This is a genomic window from Pseudoxanthobacter sp. (genome assembly GCF_036822375.1).
In the GTDB taxonomy this organism is placed as follows: domain Bacteria; phylum Pseudomonadota; class Alphaproteobacteria; order Rhizobiales; family Segnochrobactraceae; genus Pseudoxanthobacter.
The window spans coordinates 1-18,072 of sequence record NZ_DAISHT010000017.1 but is presented as its reverse complement, the minus strand read 5'-3'; the positions used below and the strand labels follow the sequence as shown (position 1 = coordinate 18,072).

General features: G+C 67.8%; 16 protein-coding genes. 5 read left to right on the top strand and 11 right to left on the bottom strand.

Annotation, left to right across the window (positions count from 1 at the left end; all coding sequences use genetic code 11):
• Positions 1–29: 29 nt before the first annotated feature.
• Complete coding sequence (locus V7067_RS03515) at positions 30–1,694, bottom strand: ABC transporter substrate-binding protein (protein ID WP_334174492.1); 1,665 nt, start codon at positions 1,692–1,694, stop codon at positions 30–32.
• Between the two features lie 546 nt (positions 1,695–2,240).
• On the opposite strand from V7067_RS03515, the gene V7067_RS03510 reads away from it, so the two are divergent.
• Complete coding sequence (locus V7067_RS03510; protein WP_334174491.1) at positions 2,241–2,969, top strand: FadR/GntR family transcriptional regulator; 729 nt, start codon at positions 2,241–2,243, stop codon at positions 2,967–2,969.
• Between the two features lie 6 nt (positions 2,970–2,975).
• Here the strand turns inward: V7067_RS03510 and V7067_RS03505 are convergent, their stop codons facing one another.
• The 7 genes from V7067_RS03505 to V7067_RS03475 form a co-directional block, all read right to left on the bottom strand.
• Positions 2,976–3,500: a flavin reductase gene (locus tag V7067_RS03505; protein WP_334174509.1), complete on the bottom strand. Its 525-nt coding sequence runs from the start codon at positions 3,498–3,500 to the stop codon at positions 2,976–2,978.
• A gap of 11 nt (positions 3,501–3,511) precedes the next feature.
• Positions 3,512–4,948 (bottom strand): amidase, encoded by a 1,437-nt coding sequence (locus tag V7067_RS03500; protein ID WP_334174490.1) that lies wholly within the window; start codon positions 4,946–4,948, stop codon positions 3,512–3,514.
• Positions 4,945–5,139, bottom strand: coding sequence for a hypothetical protein (locus V7067_RS03495; protein ID WP_334174489.1), 195 nt, complete (start codon positions 5,137–5,139; stop codon positions 4,945–4,947). Before V7067_RS03495 ends, V7067_RS03500 begins: the two co-directional genes overlap by 4 nt.
• Before the next feature lie 89 nt (positions 5,140–5,228).
• A complete protein-coding gene (locus V7067_RS03490) occupies positions 5,229–6,251 on the bottom strand; it encodes an ABC transporter permease (RefSeq protein WP_334174488.1) in 1,023 nt (340 codons plus the stop codon).
• Positions 6,248–7,825 (bottom strand): sugar ABC transporter ATP-binding protein, encoded by a 1,578-nt coding sequence (locus V7067_RS03485; RefSeq protein WP_334174487.1) that lies wholly within the window; start codon positions 7,823–7,825, stop codon positions 6,248–6,250. Before V7067_RS03485 ends, V7067_RS03490 begins: the two co-directional genes overlap by 4 nt.
• Positions 7,826–7,865: 40 nt before the next feature.
• Positions 7,866–8,969, bottom strand: a complete 1,104-nt coding sequence (locus V7067_RS03480; protein WP_334174486.1) for a sugar ABC transporter substrate-binding protein — start codon at positions 8,967–8,969, stop codon at positions 7,866–7,868.
• A 316-nt stretch (positions 8,970–9,285) separates the two neighbouring features.
• Entirely contained in the window at positions 9,286–10,521 is a 1,236-nt protein-coding gene (locus V7067_RS03475) for an MFS transporter (RefSeq protein ID WP_334174485.1), read from the bottom strand.
• 211 nt (positions 10,522–10,732) lie between these two features.
• Here V7067_RS03475 and V7067_RS03470 point away from each other — a divergent pair, with 211 nt between their 5' ends.
• The 4 genes from V7067_RS03470 to V7067_RS03455 all read left to right on the top strand — a co-directional run bounded on the left by V7067_RS03470 (position 10,733) and on the right by V7067_RS03455 (position 15,039).
• Entirely contained in the window at positions 10,733–11,515 is a 783-nt protein-coding gene (locus V7067_RS03470) for a GntR family transcriptional regulator (RefSeq protein WP_334174484.1), read from the top strand.
• Between the two features lie 238 nt (positions 11,516–11,753).
• Positions 11,754–12,839, top strand: coding sequence for a pyrimidine utilization protein A (rutA, locus tag V7067_RS03465; RefSeq protein WP_334174483.1), 1,086 nt, complete (start codon positions 11,754–11,756; stop codon positions 12,837–12,839).
• Entirely contained in the window at positions 12,836–14,383 is a 1,548-nt protein-coding gene (locus tag V7067_RS03460) for an amidase (RefSeq protein WP_334174482.1), read from the top strand. The genes rutA and V7067_RS03460 overlap by 4 nt, the downstream gene beginning before the upstream one ends.
• A 23-nt stretch (positions 14,384–14,406) precedes the next feature.
• A complete protein-coding gene (locus tag V7067_RS03455) occupies positions 14,407–15,039 on the top strand; it encodes an isochorismatase family protein (protein ID WP_334174481.1) in 633 nt (210 codons plus the stop codon).
• A gap of 10 nt (positions 15,040–15,049) precedes the next feature.
• Here the strand turns inward: V7067_RS03455 and V7067_RS03450 are convergent, their stop codons facing one another.
• The 3 genes from V7067_RS03450 to V7067_RS03440 all read right to left on the bottom strand — a co-directional run.
• On the bottom strand, positions 15,050–16,000 hold the full coding sequence (locus tag V7067_RS03450) for a sugar-binding domain-containing protein (protein WP_334174480.1): 951 nt from the start codon (positions 15,998–16,000) through the stop codon (positions 15,050–15,052).
• A gap of 65 nt (positions 16,001–16,065) precedes the next feature.
• Positions 16,066–17,085, bottom strand: coding sequence for a hypothetical protein (locus V7067_RS03445; protein ID WP_334174479.1), 1,020 nt, complete (start codon positions 17,083–17,085; stop codon positions 16,066–16,068).
• Position 17,086: 1 nt separating this feature from the next.
• The coding region (locus V7067_RS03440) for an ATP-binding cassette domain-containing protein (protein WP_334174478.1) at positions 17,087–18,072 on the bottom strand (986 nt) is incomplete at its 5' end.

Sequence of the window (18,072 nt, the reverse complement as noted above, 5' to 3'; positions counted from 1 at the left end):
CGACAGCGGAGGCCGGCGCGGTGCGCAGGTCAGGCGCGGCTCAGATCCTGGAAGCAGAGCATGTTGGAGGTGTAATAGGTCAGGCCCTTGATGTCCTTGCCCATGGCCACGCTCCATTCCGGATAGGTGAGGAAGCCCCACGGCGCCTCGTCCATCACGGTCTTCTGCACTTCTGTGAAAATCTTCAGGCGTTTCTCGTCATCGAGGGTCACCAGCGCTTCCTCGATGAGGGCATTGACCTTCGGATTCTCATAATTCGAGTAATCGATGAAGGAGCGGCTGTTGAAGTAAAGTTCGAGCGAGTAGCCGGGATCGGGCGTCCACGGCGAGTCGAGATAGAAGATCATCGGCTTTTCGCGCTTGGCGACGTAGTCGTAGAAAACCGCCGCCGGCAGCTTGTCGAGGGTCACATCGATGCCGATCTGGCGCAGCGCCGTCTGCCAGATCAGGGCGATGGGCTCATGGGTCGGGTCGCCGGCATTGTAGGACAGCGACGTCTTGAAGCCGCCTTCGAGGCCCGCCTCCTTCAGCAGCGCCTTCGCCTTGTCGAGATCGTAACCGTATTTGTAGAAGGACGAGTCGGCCATCGGATAGATGTGCGGCATCGGCGCGGTCAGCGGCGAGGCCATGCCGTAATAGACCGACTTGATGATCTCATCGTGGGGAATGGCGTAGTTGACAGCCTGACGCACACGCACATCGTCGAACGGCTTCACCTTGGCGTTGAGGATGCACCACATCATGTAGGAGGCATCAACCGAATAATATTGTGCCCGCGGCGAGTTCTTCAGCGACATATATTCACGCGGCTGCAGGAACTCGGCGATGTCCACCGCCCCGCCGGTCAGCAGCGACAGGCGGCTGGAGGAGTTCGGCACCTCCTTCATGATGACGGTCTCAAAATAGGGCTGCGGGCCCCAGTAATCCTTGCGCGCCTCGAATACCGCCTGCTGACCGCGCACGATCTGCCTGACGCGGTAGGGGCCGAAGCCGGCGCAGTCGTTCTTGAGGAACTTGACGCCCCACGGATCGTCGGTGCCGCCGACTTCCTTCAGCTTGGTGCTGTCATAGATCGGGTTGGCGGGGCTGCGCTGCTGCTTCAGGATGAGCGGCGTCGGCTTCTTCAGGTTGAAGGAAACGACATATTTGTCTTCCACCTTCACCTGATCCGGCGTTTCAAGGCCGAGCACGGACGTGTTGAACGCCCCCTGCACCTTCAGCGCAAACTTGCGGTCCCACGTCCACTTCACGTCCTCTGCCGTCAGTTCGTTGCCCCAGTGGGACTTCACGCCCTCGCGCAGCTTGAAGGTGGCCTTGAGGCCGTCCGGCGAAATCTCCCACTTTTCCGCCAGCCGCGGCGCCATGGCGAGGCCATAGGGCTTGTCCGGGTGCACGCCGGTGTCCTCGCGCATCACCGCCGGGTTTTTGGGGTCCGGGATGGTCTCGAAGGCGAGCAGCGTGTCGTACATCCCCTTCAGGCAATCGAGAAAGCCGAGGGAGACGTCGAATTCCATGTCGAGGCCCTGCGGCGTCGCCGGGCAGGCGATGACAAGGGTCTTCTTGCGGTCCTGGGCCAGCGCCTGCCCCGCCGCGCCGATAAGGCCGCCGGGCAGCGCCGCGGCCGCGGCCGCCCCCATGGCGCCCTGCATGAGACCGCGGCGGGTGATGGCAGTCGGAAGACGGCTGTTCGTCATGTCCTGAGCACCTCTTGGAAGGGATTTGCGCGGCCTTTTGGTCCGACCACAGCGGGTCGATTTCTGGCCCAGCCACATGTCCGGAATGGCATGGCGGGTATTCAAGACTCGCAGAAACGCTGAGTCAATTCGATGCGGCGCTCAATATGTTGTCACAACCTGCCGTCTCCGGTGGCATATTTCCAACTCCATGGTCCGACCACTGCGCCCAATCGGTGATCGCAGGCCTCCTGTCCGGCATCCGGCACCGGACAGGCTTCACAGAACAAACATAACAGATTGAAATAACGGTCTTATTTTACTCGTTCCGTCTTCTCCTTCCGCATCGGCGCGCGATCTGCGGCGCCTCGGCCCGGTTATGGCCACCATCGGAGAACATCGAAATCGACCCGGAAGGCGCGGAATTTGTGCATTTCCCTTGTGGTCTGACCAACAATGGGTGTTTTATTGAAACCGCCGGCGGTGGTAGATGACAGTCGGGGCCGGGGCAGCGCCCGCGATCCGCCGTGGCGGAGGCGTGCCGGCGGCGGGGGAGGACATGAAACCGTGACCGAGCAGGACAGCGCAGGCAGCCCCTCACCCGTGACCCAGTCGACCGTGACGGTTCTGCAGAACATGATCCGCTCGGGTGAGCTGCGCGTGGGCGACTGCCTGCCCCCCCAGCGGGAACTGGCCGGGCGGCTCAATGTCAGCCGCTCGTCGCTGCGCGAAGCGCTGTCGGTGCTGGAGGCGGTGGGCATGCTGCGCACCCGTCCGCGCAAGGGCACCTATGTGAGCGAGCCCGGCGAGGCAGCGTCCGCCAGCCCCGAACCGGGGCAGCCGCGCGGCTGGTCGCCGGAGGCGCTCTACAGCCCGGCCGAGGCCTATCAGTTCCGCTTCGTCGTGGAAGGGCATGCGGCGCGGCTGACCGCCATCCGCGCCAGCGACGAGGCCATCGCGGCGCTGCGCGTCAATTTCGGCCAGCTCAAGGAGGCCGTACGGGCGGGCGAGTTCGTCACCTATTCCCAGCACGACTTCGACTTCCACCGCATGATCATGTCGTTCTCCGAGAACCGGCTCTATCTCGATCTCTACGACCGCTATGCCAGCGTGTTCCGCGACAGCCAGCGCCTGCCGCTGGCCTGGCACCGCCGGCTGTGGGAGCCGGTCAGCGAACACGAGAACATCATTCGCGCCATCGAGAACCGCGATCCCGATTCGGCCCGTTATTTCATGCATATGCACATCATGCGCGCAGCCAACCGGGTTGGCATCGTGCTGGACGAGACCGTCTGAACGGCCTCAGCCCAGCGCCGCGGCGGTGTGGTAACGACGGCCGAAATAGATCAGCGCCTCCTCCGCCCCGCCGCCGGCGATGGCCAGCACCTCGCAGAACAGCACCCGGTGCGTACCGATTTCCACGCTGTGCGACAGGCGGCATTCGAACGCCACCAGACTGTCGGCCAGCACCGGAACGCCGGTCAGGCCCGCATGCCACTGCGCCGCCGCAAACCGCTCCGCCATCGGCGTCTTGCCGCCGAACAGCGACGACAGATCGCGGTGGCCGGCTGACAGCGTGTTGACGCAGAGATGCGGGTTTGCGGTAAAGGCGCCGACGACCGAACTGGCGCGGTTGAGACACACCAGCAGCGTCGGCGGCGTATCGGTGACGCTGCACACCGCAGTTGCCGCAAAGCCCGCCCGGCCGCCCGGCCCGTCGGTGGTGATGATGTTGACGGCGGCGCCAAGGCGCGCCATCGCATCGCGAAACAGGCCGGCCTCGACGGGCGGAAAGGACACGGGGTCTGCCCCCGACAGGGGCGGCATCGCGGGCGAGTTCATCGGAGAGCCTCGGCAGTGGCAGGAGACGGGACGCGAGCGGCGAGCGGACCGAACGGCCCGACGGCCAGCGTGCGTTCGAGCAGGCGCGCAATGGCCGCCGCGGCATCCTCGGCAAACGGCCTCGCCACCACCTGCACCGAAACCGGCAGCCCGTCGGCCGCCGCCACCGGAAGCGCGATGGCCGGCAGGCCGAGGAACGAGAACGGCCGGGTGAAGCGCGTCATGTCGGAAATGATGGCCGTCATGGCCGGCCCGGCACCGGCATCGACATCGGCGGCAAGCGGCGGCAGAAAGGGCATGGCCGGCACCACCAGCACATCGCAGCGCGAAAACACCGTGTCCAGAAAGCCCGCCAGCATGACCGCCCGCCGCTGCAGGGCACGCAGATAGACCGGTGCGGGCACGGCAAGACCCTGCGCCAGACGCGCGCCCACCTGCGGGCCGTAGCCACCCGGGCAGGCCCGCAGCCAGTCGAGGTGCAGCGCGGCCGCTTCGCTCATCGCAACCACGTTGGCAAGTTCGCAGATATCGTCGAGGTCCGGCATCGCCACATCCGCCACGGAGCGGACGGCGGATGCCAGCACCGTGCGGCAGGTCTCCATCGCCTGCGCCACCGGTGCTGCAAGCCCCTCATCGAAGAAGCCGGCGGCAAAGCCCACCCGCAGGCCGGCCGCTGCCGGCGCGGTGGCGCCGGGGCCGGGCGCGCCGACGACGGTCACGTCGCGGCCGTCCGGCCCGGCAATGAGGCCGAGCAGCAGCATCGCATCCTCCACCGAGCGCGCCAGCGGACCGATGCAGTCCTGCGAAAACGACAGCGGCATGGCGCCGGCCCGGCTGACGCGGCCCTGCGTCGGCTTCAGCCCGACCACGCCGCAACACGCGGCCGGCAGGCGGATGGAACCGCCGGTGTCGGAGCCGAGCGCCGCCAGCACCACGCCGCCGCCTACCGCCGCCCCGGAGCCGCTGGACGAGCCGCCGGTGATCCGCCGGGTCTCGATGGGATTGAGCGCGCGGCCGTTGTGGTGGTTATGGCCGGTCGGCCCCATCGCGAACTCGGACATGGCGAGCCGGCCGATGGTTATGGCGCCGGCGGCCTCCAGCCGCGCGATCACCGTTGCCGGCGCGGCGGCCGGCGGCCGGGCGATAATCCCGGCACCGCAGCCGGTGGCGAACCCCGGCCGGTCGAACATGTCCTTGTGGGCCAGCGGAATGCCCGCCAGAGGCCCGGCCGCCCGCCCGGCTGCCCGCGCCGCATCCGCCATCCGTGCCGCCGCAAGCGCCGTTTCCGGCTCCAGCGCGATGATGGCGTTGAGGTCGCGCCCCGTCGTTTCAGCCCGCCGCAGGGCCTCCGTCGTCAGCTCCACGGACGAGACGCGCCCCTGTGCAAGGGCGGCCGCCGCCGCGCCGAGGGTTGGAAAATCGTCGCGGTTCATCGCTTCGCCTGCTCCTGCAACAGCCGGTCGAAATGGGCGGGCTCGACAGCGAACAGGGCCCCGGCCGGCGCGCGGGCCATCGCCAGCGGCGCGGCACGATCCGCCTGCGCGGCCATCGCCCGCGCCTCGGCCTCCGTGGCCGGCCGCCCGAGCCAGAGCGCAGAAAGCCTTGCGGCCAGCGTGTCTTCCATCGGTCTTCTCCTCGCCGTCCCTGCCCGGCCGCCATGGCGGCCGGGCGCTTTTCAGATGGGATTAATTCGCCATTCAGCTGAAGTGGTCCTCAGCTGAAGTCCTGCGGCTGGCGATTACGCACGAGCTGGCTCAGCGCCACGGCAATGACGAGGGCGCCGCCATAGAACAGGTTCTGCACGTAGGCATTGGCGCCGAGCATCGTGAGGCCGGTGATGCCGGTCACGAGGAAATAGACGGCGATGAACGCCCCGACGGGATTGAAGCGGCCGGGCATGATGCTGGTGGCGCCGAGGAAAGCGGCGGCAAAGGCCGGCAGCAGCAGGTTGAGACCCGACAGCGGATCGGCCGAACCGGTCATGCCGGCATAGAGGATACCGGCGAAGGCCGCGATGACGCCGGACGCAATGAACGACGATGCCCGCACACGGTCGACATTGATGCCGTTGAGGCGGGAAACCTCGCGGCCGCGGCCGACGAACAGCAGCTTGCGGCCCGGCACCGTATATTCAAACACATACCAGATCACGACCGTGAGCAGCAGCGCATAGAAGAACGCCACCGGAATGCCGAACACCCGGTTGATGACGACCCACTGCACCAACCCCATGGAAATGCCCGACAGGGTCTGTGAATCGCTGATCCAGAGGATGACCCCGTTGACGAAGGTGCCGATGCCGAGCGTCACGATCAGGGAATGGATGCGGAAATAGAGCACGAAGAAGGCGTTGACAGCCCCCACCAGCGCCCCCGCTGCCAGCACGCACACCAGCACGGGCAGGATCGGCCAGCCGTGCACCACATTGAGCACCGCAACCATCATGGCGCTCAGCGTCAGCACCGAGGCGCATGACAGGTCGAAGTCGCCGGAGGTCAGCGGCACGAGGATCGCCAGCGTCAGCACCACCAGCACGGCCTGCGAGCCGAACATGGTGGAAAAGTTGCGCCAGCTCAGGAACACCTCGGGCATCAGCGCGCCGAACAGCGCGATGAGGGCGACCCACGCGATGACCAGCGCGAAGCGCTCCAGTTCCGTCTTCACCCGCGCCGCGGAAAGCCCGGCGCCGGGGCCCGGCGGCCGGGCGGTCTTGGCGGAAATGTCGACGCTCGTCATTGGGCGGCCTCCATCGGCGCAGAGATCGGACCGGACGCGGCCGAAACATGGGCCGCGCTGTTGAAACAGGCCTCGGCGATCGCCTCCTTGGTGATCGCCTCGCCCGCCAGTTCCAGAACCGGCCGCCCGCGGGAAAACACGAGGACGCGGTCGCAGATCTGGGCAAGCTGCTCGTTGTCGGTGCTGGCGCACAGGATGCTGGTGCCATCGGCGGCCGCACGGTCGAGGGCGGAGAAAATCTGCTGCCGCGCGCCGAAATCCACGCCCTGCGTCGGCTCGTCGAGCATCAGCAGCTTCGGCGCGGTCTGCATCCACTTGGCCAGCAGCACCTTCTGCTGGTTGCCGCCGGAAAGCGCGGCGAGCGGCAGTTCCGGGCGCGGCGGGCGCACGTCGTAGGCGGCCGAGAGGCTTCGCGCCTCGCGCAGCATCCGCCCGCGGTCGAGACCGAACGGCGTCACGAACGATCCGATCAGCGGCAGCGTGATGTTGTCGGCAACCGAAAGGCTGCCGACGCCGGCCGCCCCCAGCCGGTCGCCGGGCAGAAAGGCCATGCCCAGCGCCTGTGCCGCGAGCGGGCGCATGCGGGCAAGACCGGCGCGGCGCCCGCCGATTTCAATGGAACCCTCCGCCGGCATGGCGCCGAACAGACGGTAGGGCACCGCTGCGAAACCGGAGCCGATCAGCCCGGTCAGCCCCAGAATCTCGCCCCGCCGCACGGTGAAGCCGAAGCCCGATGCACCGCCGAGGCCGGCAACGGTCACCGCCGTCTCGCCCTCCCCCGGCGGCATCCGCTTCTTGGCAAAGGCCTCGATGCGGCTGCCGACGATGGTATCCAGAATGTCCTGCCGGCTCGCCACCCGGGTGTCGAGCACGGAGACGAGTTCGCCGTCGCGCAGCACCGCCACGCGGTCGGTGATGGCACGCACCTCGTCAATGTCGTGGGTGACGATCATCACCGAGGTGCCGGTGCTGACGATCTCGCGCACCAGCGCAAACAACCGCTCCACGTCTTCCGCCGGCAGGAACGGCGTCGGCTCGTCGAGAATGAGGATGCCCTCGCCGCCATGACCGGCATCGGAGGCGCGAAGGTCGTCGAACGCGCGCACGATGGCGACGAAGGCGCGCTCGACCGGGGCGAGGCTGCCGACCGTCGCCCGCGGATCGATGGCAAGGCCAAAGCGGCGGAACAGCGCGCCGACATAGTCAGCCTCCCGCCGCCACGACACGGCCCACGGCCGGCGGTGGTTCTGGGCGCCGACGCGCATGTTCTCCGCCACCGTCAGGCTGGGGATCAGGCCCAGATGCTGGTGAACGAAGGCGACGCCGCGCTTTTTGATGTCCATCGGGTCGAGGGGCAGCGGCATGCGCTGCCCCCAGAGCACGATCTCGCTGCCTTCTTCCGGCTGGTGGAACCCGGCGAGCACCTTGATGAGGGTGGACTTGCCCGATCCGTTCTGCCCGAGCAGGCCGAACACCTCGCCGCGGCGCACCGACACCGTCACGCCCTTCAGCGCATAGTGGCTGCCGAACCGCATGCGGATGTTGGTCATCGTCAGGACCGCATCCTGTTGCATGGCGTCTTCGCCCTCCCTGGGTCCGCCCGCGGATCCGGCCTCAGCCCTGCAGCTTCCACAGCTTGCGGAAGCCGGTCAGGTGCGCATCGCCATAGCCGTCGTTGTAGTTGGCCGGCACGCCCGCCGCCCCGACATTGGACTTGTCGAACACCACGAGCGGCACATTGAGCTTGGCCGGCTCGGGCTTGCCGCACATCATGCGCATGATGTTGTCGACCGCGGCGTAGCCCGCCCAGCCGAGGCTTTCGCCGACATCCATGCTGACGTTGCCCTCGCGCACCATGTCCAGAATGAACGGCGTGCCGTTGAAGCTGGCGATGCTCACCGCGCCTTCAGACCCGGTCACGCGCAGGGCCGGCACCACGAACTGCGACATGGAATCGTAGATCGGCAGCACATAGTTGAGCGTGGGGTCCGCCAGAATGGCGGACTGCACGCCGGGCTGAATCTTGGTCGACCATTCGCTGGCCGGCACGTCGACGACCTTCTGCTTGCAGTCCGGGCAATAATCCCTGAGCTGCTTCTGGATCGCCTCGACAAACGGCGTGCTCGGCAGAATGTCGGTGGAGGTGACGATCACCACGTTCGGCTTGCCGCCCGTCGCCACATAGGCCCACGATGCCAGCAGGCGGCCGGCACCGGAGAAATCCACCTTGGCGGAATAGTCCGTGCTGGGGTCGGGGGTCTGCGTCACGTCATAGAGATGGGTGGTGCTGATCTTGATGCCGGCGGCGCGCGCCTCGGCCAGTTGCGGGCCCAGCACCTGCGCGTTGAGGCCGCCGGTCAGGTCGATGGCATCGTACTTGCCGCCGATGGCGTGGGACACGCCCTGAATCCACTGATCGACCTTGAGCTGATTGTCCCAGACATCCAGTTCGAAACCGACCTCCTTTGCCGCCTCCTTCATGGCGCGCGTCAGCTGCACCTCGAAGGGAATGGTCATCGACAGCGGAATGGACAGCACCTTCTTGCCGGCCATGCAGCTTCTGGCGTCGAAGGCTTCGCCCGGCGGTTCGAAAACGGGGGTCTGCTGGTGCGTCGCGATGACGGCTCTGGCATCGGCCATCGGATCGGCCACGGCCGGTGCGGCAACCGCTGATACGCCCATGAAGGCGAGCAGGGAAAAGGTCGCAACCTTTGACATAAGCACGTCCCCATTTTTCGGTGATGGTCGCCGCGGGTTGGATACCTTGCGCCGCGCGATGGGGATGAATGTACGGACTTAATCAAATCAGCGTCAAATGGAATCCGCCTCTTTTTTGTCATTGCTCAAATAATCCGCACACTGCCCGCGGCAGGCGCGAATTTGGCGGTAATCCGGCCATTTTGTGCAGTGTGTCAAAAGCGCTGTGGGTCTGGCAAAGTCCGCCCACCGCGACGCCCGATGGGAGCGGGCACGCGCAGGTCGGTTGTTTTGTACGAACAAATATCGCTGTGCAGCCGCCGGCGGCCGCGCGCCCTTACACCGCGGGCTGCTGGCGGCGGCGACGGCGGTCGGCCTGCAGCGACAGCACCGCGCCGAGGAAGCCGAACAGCGAGAACACACCGAAGGCACCGCCATAGCTGCCGGCAAGCAGATAGACGGCGGCGAAACCCGAGGGGCCGATGATGACGCCGACGAAGGTGTAGACCAGCACGCCGCCGGTGATGGCCCCCACCCGCGCCGGCGGCGCATAGCGCGCCACGGCAGCGAGAAACACACCGTTCCAGCCGATCGAAGTCGCCCCCAGCACCACGAACAGCGCAATCTGCGCGGCCGCCGGCAGCGCCGGCAGCAGCGGAAACAGAAGGCAGCACAGCCCGCTGATGAAGCCGATGAGGCCGAGGGCGCGGAAATCGCCGCCGATGCGGTCGGCAATCACGCCCCAGCCGACGCGGCCGAAGGCGCCGGCAAGCTGCATCGCCGCCGCAAGGCCGCCGGCCGCAAGCGCACCCCAGCCGAGATCGTGCAGCAGAGTGACGACGGCAAAGGCCGAGGCCGCCAGTTGCACCGCAGAATAGAGCAGCCCCAGCACCGCCAGCACCCGCAGCCGCGCGTCGCGCCAGATGAAGGACTGTTCGTCGATGATGCCGCGGCCGAGGCGCGCGCGGCGGTCCGTTCCCGTGCCGCCCGGCCCGTGCAGGATCACCGCCCACAGCCAGATGGCCGCCGGCGCGGCGGCAGCCAACGCCAGCGCGCCGCGCCAGCCGAGATGGGCGGCAAGGGCCGGCAGCGCCAGCGAAGCCACGACGCCGCCCAGCGGCACGCCGCTCTGCTTCAGCGAAAAGACGAAGTTGCGGGCGCGCGCCGGCGTCACCGGCATCAGCATCTGCGAGGCGGCCGGATTGTTGAGGCCATAGCCGAAGCCGATCAGCACGGTGGCGAGCAGCACCAGCCACACGCTGGCCGAGGCAAGGCCGAGAAAGCCCGCTGCGAACAGCAGCAGCGCCAGCCGCTCGATGCGTACCGCTCCGAAACGCTGCACCAGCGTTCCGGCGACGGCGGATGTGAACATGCCCGCCGCATAGATGACGCTGATCTGGTAGCCGATGAAATAGACCCCGACGCCGAGATCGCGCGCCGCCGCCGGCGCCAGCGCGGTGAGCGCCAGAACGCTGGCCGTCGCCACGATCTGCGCACAGGTGACGAGCGCAAGCGTGGGCACGAGACGCCCGTGCGCTGCCGCACGCGCCTGATCGGCGGCGGAAAGGCTCATGATGCCCCCAACTCTGCCCACTTTGCGGGAATGACTCTTGCAAATGACCCTTGCAAATGTCCGTACTAATAACTTTGTTGTGGCTCCGCAAGGCGGCGCCCAGCCGTTTCGGCGATTAAACAGGAGGCGCTTGCCGCCGGCGCACTGGCATGGCACGCGCAGCGGCGGGCAGATCAAGGGGGGAGAGAGGGCGCATGGGCAGGAACGCCGCATGACCGAAACCGATGGCACCGGCGCCGCGACGGCGCCAGAATGGCGGCCGGCGGCCTGCTCGGCCACGCCGCTTTATCTTCAGGTGGCCTCTCATCTGGAAAGCCGCATCAACAGCGGCGATTTCCCGGTCGGCTCGCTGCTGCCGACCGAGAACGAACTGGCCGGGGAACTGGGTGTCAGCCGGCAGACGGTGCGGCAGGCCATTGCGACGCTGCGCACGCAGGGCCGGCTTTCGGCGCGCAAAGGCGTGGGCACGCGGGTGGAATCGGCCGCCAACCGGCCGCGCCAGCGCCTCATCGCCCAGTCGCGCTCCGAACTGTTCGAGTTTGCCAAAGAGACCGAGTTCGTCATTACCGAGCGGGAAGAGATTGCCGCCCGCGGCCGGCTTGCAACCGAACTCGGCTGCCGGCCCGGCCGGCCGTTCCTGCGGCTGGCCGGCGCACGCTTTCCCGCCGGCGAAACCCAGCCGTTCTCATGGAACGAGGTCTATGTCGATGCCCGCCTTGCCGCCGCCGTCCGCGACGTCGGCACCCTGCGCACGGCGCTGTTCTACCTGATCGAAAAGGTCTCGGGCGAGAAGATCCAGGAAATCGTGCAGGAGATCCGCCCCGCCACGCTCGATGCGGCGATGGCCGCGCGCCTCAGCGCGCGCGAGGGCGATCTCGCGCTGCGCGTCAGCCGCCGCTATTTCGGCTCCGGCAGCCGCTTGCTGGAATATGCCATCCAGATTCTGCCGGCCGATCGCTTCACCTACACCTCGACACTGCACCCGGAAGCCTGAGCCTCCCGCATTTTCGTTATCCGACCGCCGCGCGCTGCAGGGTCCGTCCCTGCGGCGCATTTTTTTGCGCGCCGGCACGCCGCGCCGGCGGGGTGGCTGCGCAGCCGGGCGGCGAACGCTCAAATTATGGGCGAATCCATTTTTTGATCTCCGGGCGTCTGGACATGGCCGAATTTCCCTGCATTAGTTCGTACATACAATCAAAAAACTGCCTTCCAGACATCCACAGGGGACCGAGATGGACATAGGTGTCTTCATCCCGATTGCGAACAATGGCTGGCTGATCTCGACGACGTCGCCGCAATATCTGCCGTCGTTCGATCTCAATCGTCAGATCGTTCAGAAGGCCGAGGGCTACGGGCTCGATTTCGCGCTGTCGATGATCAAGCTTCACGGCTATGGCGGCCCGTCGCAGTTCTGGGATTACGGGCTTGAATCCTTCACGCTGATGGCCAGCCTTGCGGCCGTTACCAAGCGCATCAAGCTGTTCGGCTCCACGGCCGTTCTCACCCTGCCGCCGGCCATCGTGGCGCGCATGGCCAGCACCATCGACTCCGTCGCCCCCGGCCGGTTCGGCGTCAACATCGTGTCGGGCTGGCAGCTTGCCGAATACGACCAGATGGGCCTGTGGCCGGGGAACGACTATTTCGGCTACCGCTACGATTATTCGAGCGAATATGTGCACGTCATGAAGGAGCTGTGGTCCACCGGCCACTCGAACTTCAAGGGCGAACACTTCACCATGAACGACTGCATGCTGAAGCCGCAGCCGTCGGCCGACATCAAGATCGTGGCCGCCGGCCAGAGCCCGCGCGGCATGAAGTTCGCCGCCGAATATGCCGACTACAATTTCGCACTCGGCAGCGGCATCAACACCCCCACCGCCTTCGCCCCCGCCAATGAGCGTCTGGTGGAGGCGAGCGCGCTGACGGGGCGCGATGTCGGCGCCTATGTGCTGTTCATGATCATCGCCGACGAGACCGATGCCCTCGCCGAGGCAAAGTGGAAGAAATATTGCGACGGCGTGGACGTCGAAGCCCTGTCGTGGATGGCCGATCAGGGCGGGCGCGACACCAAGGCCGATGCCAACTCCACCGCCCGCACCATCAACCTGCCGGCCGGTGCGGTGAACATGAACATGGGCACCCTCGTCGGTTCCTATGAGAAGGTGGCGAAGATGATGGACGAAATCGCCGCCGTTCCCGGCACCAAGGGCATCATGCTGACCTTCGACGACTTCCTCGTCGGCATGGACCAGTTCGGCCAGCGCATTCAGCCGCTGATGAAGTCGCGGGCCAACATTCAGGCCGCGGCTGCGGAATGAGCCCCGTGCCCGCGCCGCAGCCGGCAGCCCTCCCCTCCGGCCGCGGCGCCGGGCCCGAGGCGGTGTTTCCCGCCGATCCGCTGGCACCGGATAGCGTAGCCCTGCCGGAGGCCGGCTGGCCCCCGGCCCCGCCGCTGCCGGCGCAGGCCGGCGGCTGCACCGCTCCGCGGCAGGCCGGCGTTGCCGACCTGCTGGCGGCCTTCGCGGCCGGCCGGTTTTCGCCGCCCGACGTGATTGCCGCGCTGCAGGAGGCCGCCGGCACCGTTGCCGCCGGCCGGCAGGCGCTGCTGACCCTCGTCGCCGGCGCGGCCGGGGCGGCCGCGGAAAGTGCCGCGCGCTGGCGCGCAGGCACGGCGCGACCGCTGGAGGGCATTCCCTTTGCCGTCAAGGACATCATCGATGTCGGCGGTCAGCCGGTTACCGCCGGCTCGCGGCTGACGGGAAACCGCATCGCCCCGCGCGATGCCGTGGCGGTGGCCGCACTGCGCCGCGCGGGCGCCATTCCCTTCGCCATGGCCGCCACCACGGAATATGCGGCGGGCTCGCCGTTCAATCCGCGCTATGGCACGGTCGGCAATCCGTGGGACCCGTCGCGCTGGACCGGCGGCTCTTCCACCGGCTCCGGTGCCGCCCTCGCCGCGCGCCTCGTGCCGCTGGCGCTCGGCACCGATACCGGCGGCTCCATCCGCGTTCCGTCGGCGTGGTGCGGCGTAACCGGTCTGAAGCCGACGCGCGAGCGCGTCAGCCGCAGCGGCGTCGCCTGCCTGTCATGGACCCTCGATCATGTCGGGCCGATGGCCCGTTCGGCCGCCGATCTGGCGCTTGCGCTGCCGCAGATGGCGCTGCCGCGCGGCGACGGACTGGCCGAAGGCTGCGCGGCCGCGCTGCAGGCCCGCCGCCTCGACGGGCTGCGCATCGGCGTGCCCGTCAACTGGTTCACCGAGGCGGTCGATGCCGCCGTGCTGACCAACTGGCAGCAGATGCTGAAGACAGCCGCGGATCTCGGCGCGCGCCTCACCGATCTGCCGGCCCTGCCGGCTGCGGGGTGGCATGCGGCCGGGTGGACGATCCTGCTCAGCGAGCTTGCCGGCCTGCACCGCCGCCACCTCGACCGGCGCGGCGACTACGATGCCGGCTTCGTGGCCCGTCTGGAAACCGGGCTCGGCTACAGCGCCGCCGATTATGGCGAAGCGCTGGGGGTGCGGGCCCAGGCCACCGCCGCGTTCCGCCGCCTCCTCGCGGAGGTGGATGTGGTGCTGACACCGGGTCTCGGCGGCGAGGCCGGCAGCCTCGAAACGCTGACGGTTGCCATCGACGACGCGGCACTGCCGTTCCAGAGCGTCATTTCCCGCAACACCATGATGTTCGACCTGACCGGCCTGCCGGCCCTGATGATGCCGGCCGGCTTCGGCCGCAGCGGCCTGCCGACCGCCGTGCAGGTGGTGGCCGCGCCCTGGCGGGAGGACCTGTGCCTCACGGTCGCCGCCGCCCTGCAGCAGGCCACGGACTGGCACCGCGCGACGCCGCCGGGCGCAGCGCTCTGATCCGCAAAGCCCGGAGACACCCGATGACAGACGCCGATCTCGCGGAAAACTACCGCCGCGCCTACGATAACCGCGTCGGCTTCGGCCGGCGGCCGGCGCTGCTGCTGATCGACTTCGTGGCGGCCTATTTCACCCCCTCGTCGCCGCTGTGGGCCCCGGTGGAGCCGGCTCTGGCGGCAGCGCTGGAGATCCGCGCGCTGGCCCGCGCCAGAGGGGTGCCGGTCATTCTGACCCGCGTTGCCTATGCGGCCGGCGGCGTCGACGGCGGCCGGTTCTTCGAGAAAGCCCGGCCGCTCGCCAGCTTCCTGCCCGGCAACCCGATGGGCGCATGGCCGGCGGGGCTGGAGCCGGAAGCCGACGAACTGGTGATCACCAAGCAGTACCCGAGCGCGTTCTTTGGCACCTCGCTCGCCTCAACGCTCACCTGCCTCGGTGCCGACAGTGTCATCCTCACCGGGCTCACCACCAGCGGCTGCGTGCGGGCAAGCTGCGTCGATGCCATGTCGCACGGCTTCCGCACCCTCGTGGTGGCGGATGCCTGCGGCGACCGCCATCCGGCCCCGCATGAGGCGAACCTGTTCGACATGAACGCCAAATATGCCGACGTAGTCTCGAAGGACGCGGTTCTCGCCTATCTCGGCGCGCTGACGGCCTGAAGCGGCCGGCTCAGTCCGCCGCCGCCAGCACCGCTTCGGCCAGCGGCACGTCGATGACAACTTCTTCGGCATAGCCGCCGCGCAGCACCGCCAGAGCCGGCACCAGCTTGTGCAGGCCGCTCACCACCAGCATGCCGTTCATGGCCCGCAGCGTTTCATGATCGGCGCCGATCAGGCGGTCGTCGAGCGGCCCCAGCACCGGGTTGCCGTGGGCATCGACAAAACGGCCGGTGATGATGCCGACCGCGCCGCGCGCTGCATAATCGGCCACATCGGCGGCGGCGGCGATCTTGAACTGCACGACATGGGTGTCGGGCGTGCACGGGCTCAGCGAATAGATCGCCTTGTTGCAGCGCTTCAGGTTCTGCAGCTGTTCGGCGATGATCGGCTCGGCCTTGAGCATGCCGGCCAGCTGCTCCGACGAACACACCGCCGGCGCATTGAGGTTGACGCAGGCGGCGGAAAGCCGGCGGGCGATTTCCGTCGAGCAGCTTTCCGATGTCGGCAGCAGGGGGTTGGCCATGGAGCCGATCAGCTGGCGCACGGTGAGGCCGTCGACCGGCCACCACGGCACGCTTTCGGAGACGAACCACACGGTCTGCCCCCAGCTGACCCCCAGTTCGTCGCCCGGGCCGACGAAATCCGGCAGCGCCTGCGCCGCCGCCTCGCAAACCTGCCGGGTCAGCGCCTCGCCCGTCAGACCGTGGTCGGGCACGACATGGGCCTGCGCCAGCCCGAAGCGTGACCGCAGCCGGTCGGCAAGCGCGTTGACCTTGAAGTGCTCGCCGGCGATCTTCACGCAGACGATCTGCCGTTCCTTGGCAAGCTTCAGGTAGCTGATGATGGTCGGGCGGGAGAGCCCCAGTTTCTTGGCGATCTCGCCCTGCGTCAGGTTCTTCACATAATAGAGCCAGGCGACTTCGGCGACAGCCCGGCTGGACGGATGGTTGATGCGGGACATGCGCTCTCCTTGGGCGGACCGTGGCAGCAACTGCCCGGCCCGCATGTCTTGCCCGGCCCCGCGTTTCAGCCGGCCGTCGCCGCGCTCTTCAGCACCTCTTCGGTGATGCGCAGATCGGCTTCCAGATCGCGATCCGGCGCGAAGCCGCAGGCGGCGAGATCGGCATGATAGCCCCGCACGGCCTCTGCGGGTAAGACCGCACGGTCCGCAACCCGCCGCATCCACAGAACAAGTGCCGGCTGATGTTCGGCCATGTTGATCCTGCGACCGAACAGCGCCAGCCGGGCGCCGAAACGCTCCGCCTGCACCACCAGCTCGAAGGTATCGCGGTGGGTGCCGCCGCCGCCACCCAGCACGCCGACGACCATGGAAGGATCGTGCGCCGCCAGTTCCTCAAGGGCGGCCGGCCCGTTATAGGCAACCTTCAGGAATTCCGGCCGCTCGGCGCGCGTCAGGCTGGCAAGCGCCCGCACGATGCAGTCGTTGACGAAGGCGCCAATGCCGGCGGCCTCGATCCCGATGTCGATATTCGGGTTGAACACCTCCCAGAAATGCAGGATGCCCTCGGCGCGCGCCTCCGCCCGGAAGGCGGCATAGGCCTCCAGCGCCGCGGCATCCCGCCCGGGGTCGTTGAGGAAGGTCACCGAATAGAGGCACAGCGGCGCGCGGGCATGGGCCAGTGCCGCCCCGCGGTGCGGCCGCGACGGCGCCTCGCGATAGCGCCCGCCGCGCAGGTTGCCCCACACGCACGTCGTCTCGTTGGCGCGAAAGGCCGGCATCACGCGCGAACCGGCAAAGGCGCCGGCATCGGCCAGCGCCTCGATGTTGCTGGCGGAAGCGAGCAGGATGTCGATGCAGTCCTGCGCGACGAGGGCGCGCATCTCGGCCAGGAATTCCGGCCGCGTGCGGTTGCCGGTCACCCGGCCCGCCGCATCGCGCCGCCGGCCGGTGGTGAGAATGCCGCCGGAAAGATCGGCGTCCTTGGCATCCGCGATCATGAAATCGCCGGTGCTGTAGGTGCCGGCGCGGATGCGCGCGATCTTTTCGGCAAAGCGGGTGTGGGCGAAGGGCAGCAGGTTTGCCATGTCAGGCCTCGGCAGCAAGAAGGGACCGGCCGGAGGCGCGGTCGAAGATGTGGAGGTGTTCGCCGGGCAGCGCGAAGCTCACCGGATCGCCGGGCTGCAGGCCGCGGAACGCCTTGGTAACGAACGACATGTCGGTGCCGTCGACACTGGCGATGACCTGCCCTTCGCTGCCCATGTTCTCGATCAGCACCACCCGCCCGGCGATGGCACCGGGGGTATCCGGGGCGCACAGGTCCATGCGCGAGGGGCGCAGGCCCAGTTCCACCTCCTGCCCCGGCTGCACCGCGAAACGGCCGGCCGGCAGGGGCAGGCGGATGGCGCCGGCCACCGCCTCAAGCCCGCCCGCCGCCGCAGAGACGGTGGCGAGGCGGAAGTTCATGGCCGGCGAGCCGATGAAATCGGCTACGAAGCGGGTGGCGGGACGGTCGAAGATCTCGTCCGGCGTACCCTGCTGCTCGATCCGGCCGGCGCGCATCAGCACGATGCGGTCGGCGATCGTCATCGCCTCAAGCTGGTCATGGGTCACGAAGATGGTCGTCGTCTTCAACGCAAGATGCATCTTGCGGATTTCGGTTCTGAGCTTCTCGCGCAGCTTGGCATCGAGGTTGGAAAGCGGCTCGTCGAACAGGAACACCTTGGGCGTCTTGATCATGGCACGTGCCATGGCGACGCGCTGCTGCTGGCCGCCGGACATGTTCTTCGGCTTGCGCTCCAGCAGCGCCTCAAGGCCAAGCATGGCGGCCACTTCCTTCAGGCGCCGTTCGATGACCGCCCGGTCGACGCCCTGCCGCTTCAGGCCGAAGGTGATGTTCTCGGCCACCGTCATGTGCGGATAGAGCGCGTAGGACTGGAACACCATGGCCACGCCGCGCTGGCCGGGGTGCAGGTGCGTGACGTCCGTGCCGCCGATGGAGATGGTACCCGAGGTGACCTCCTCCAGCCCGGCGATCATGCGCAGCATGGTGGACTTGCCGCAGCCCGACGGCC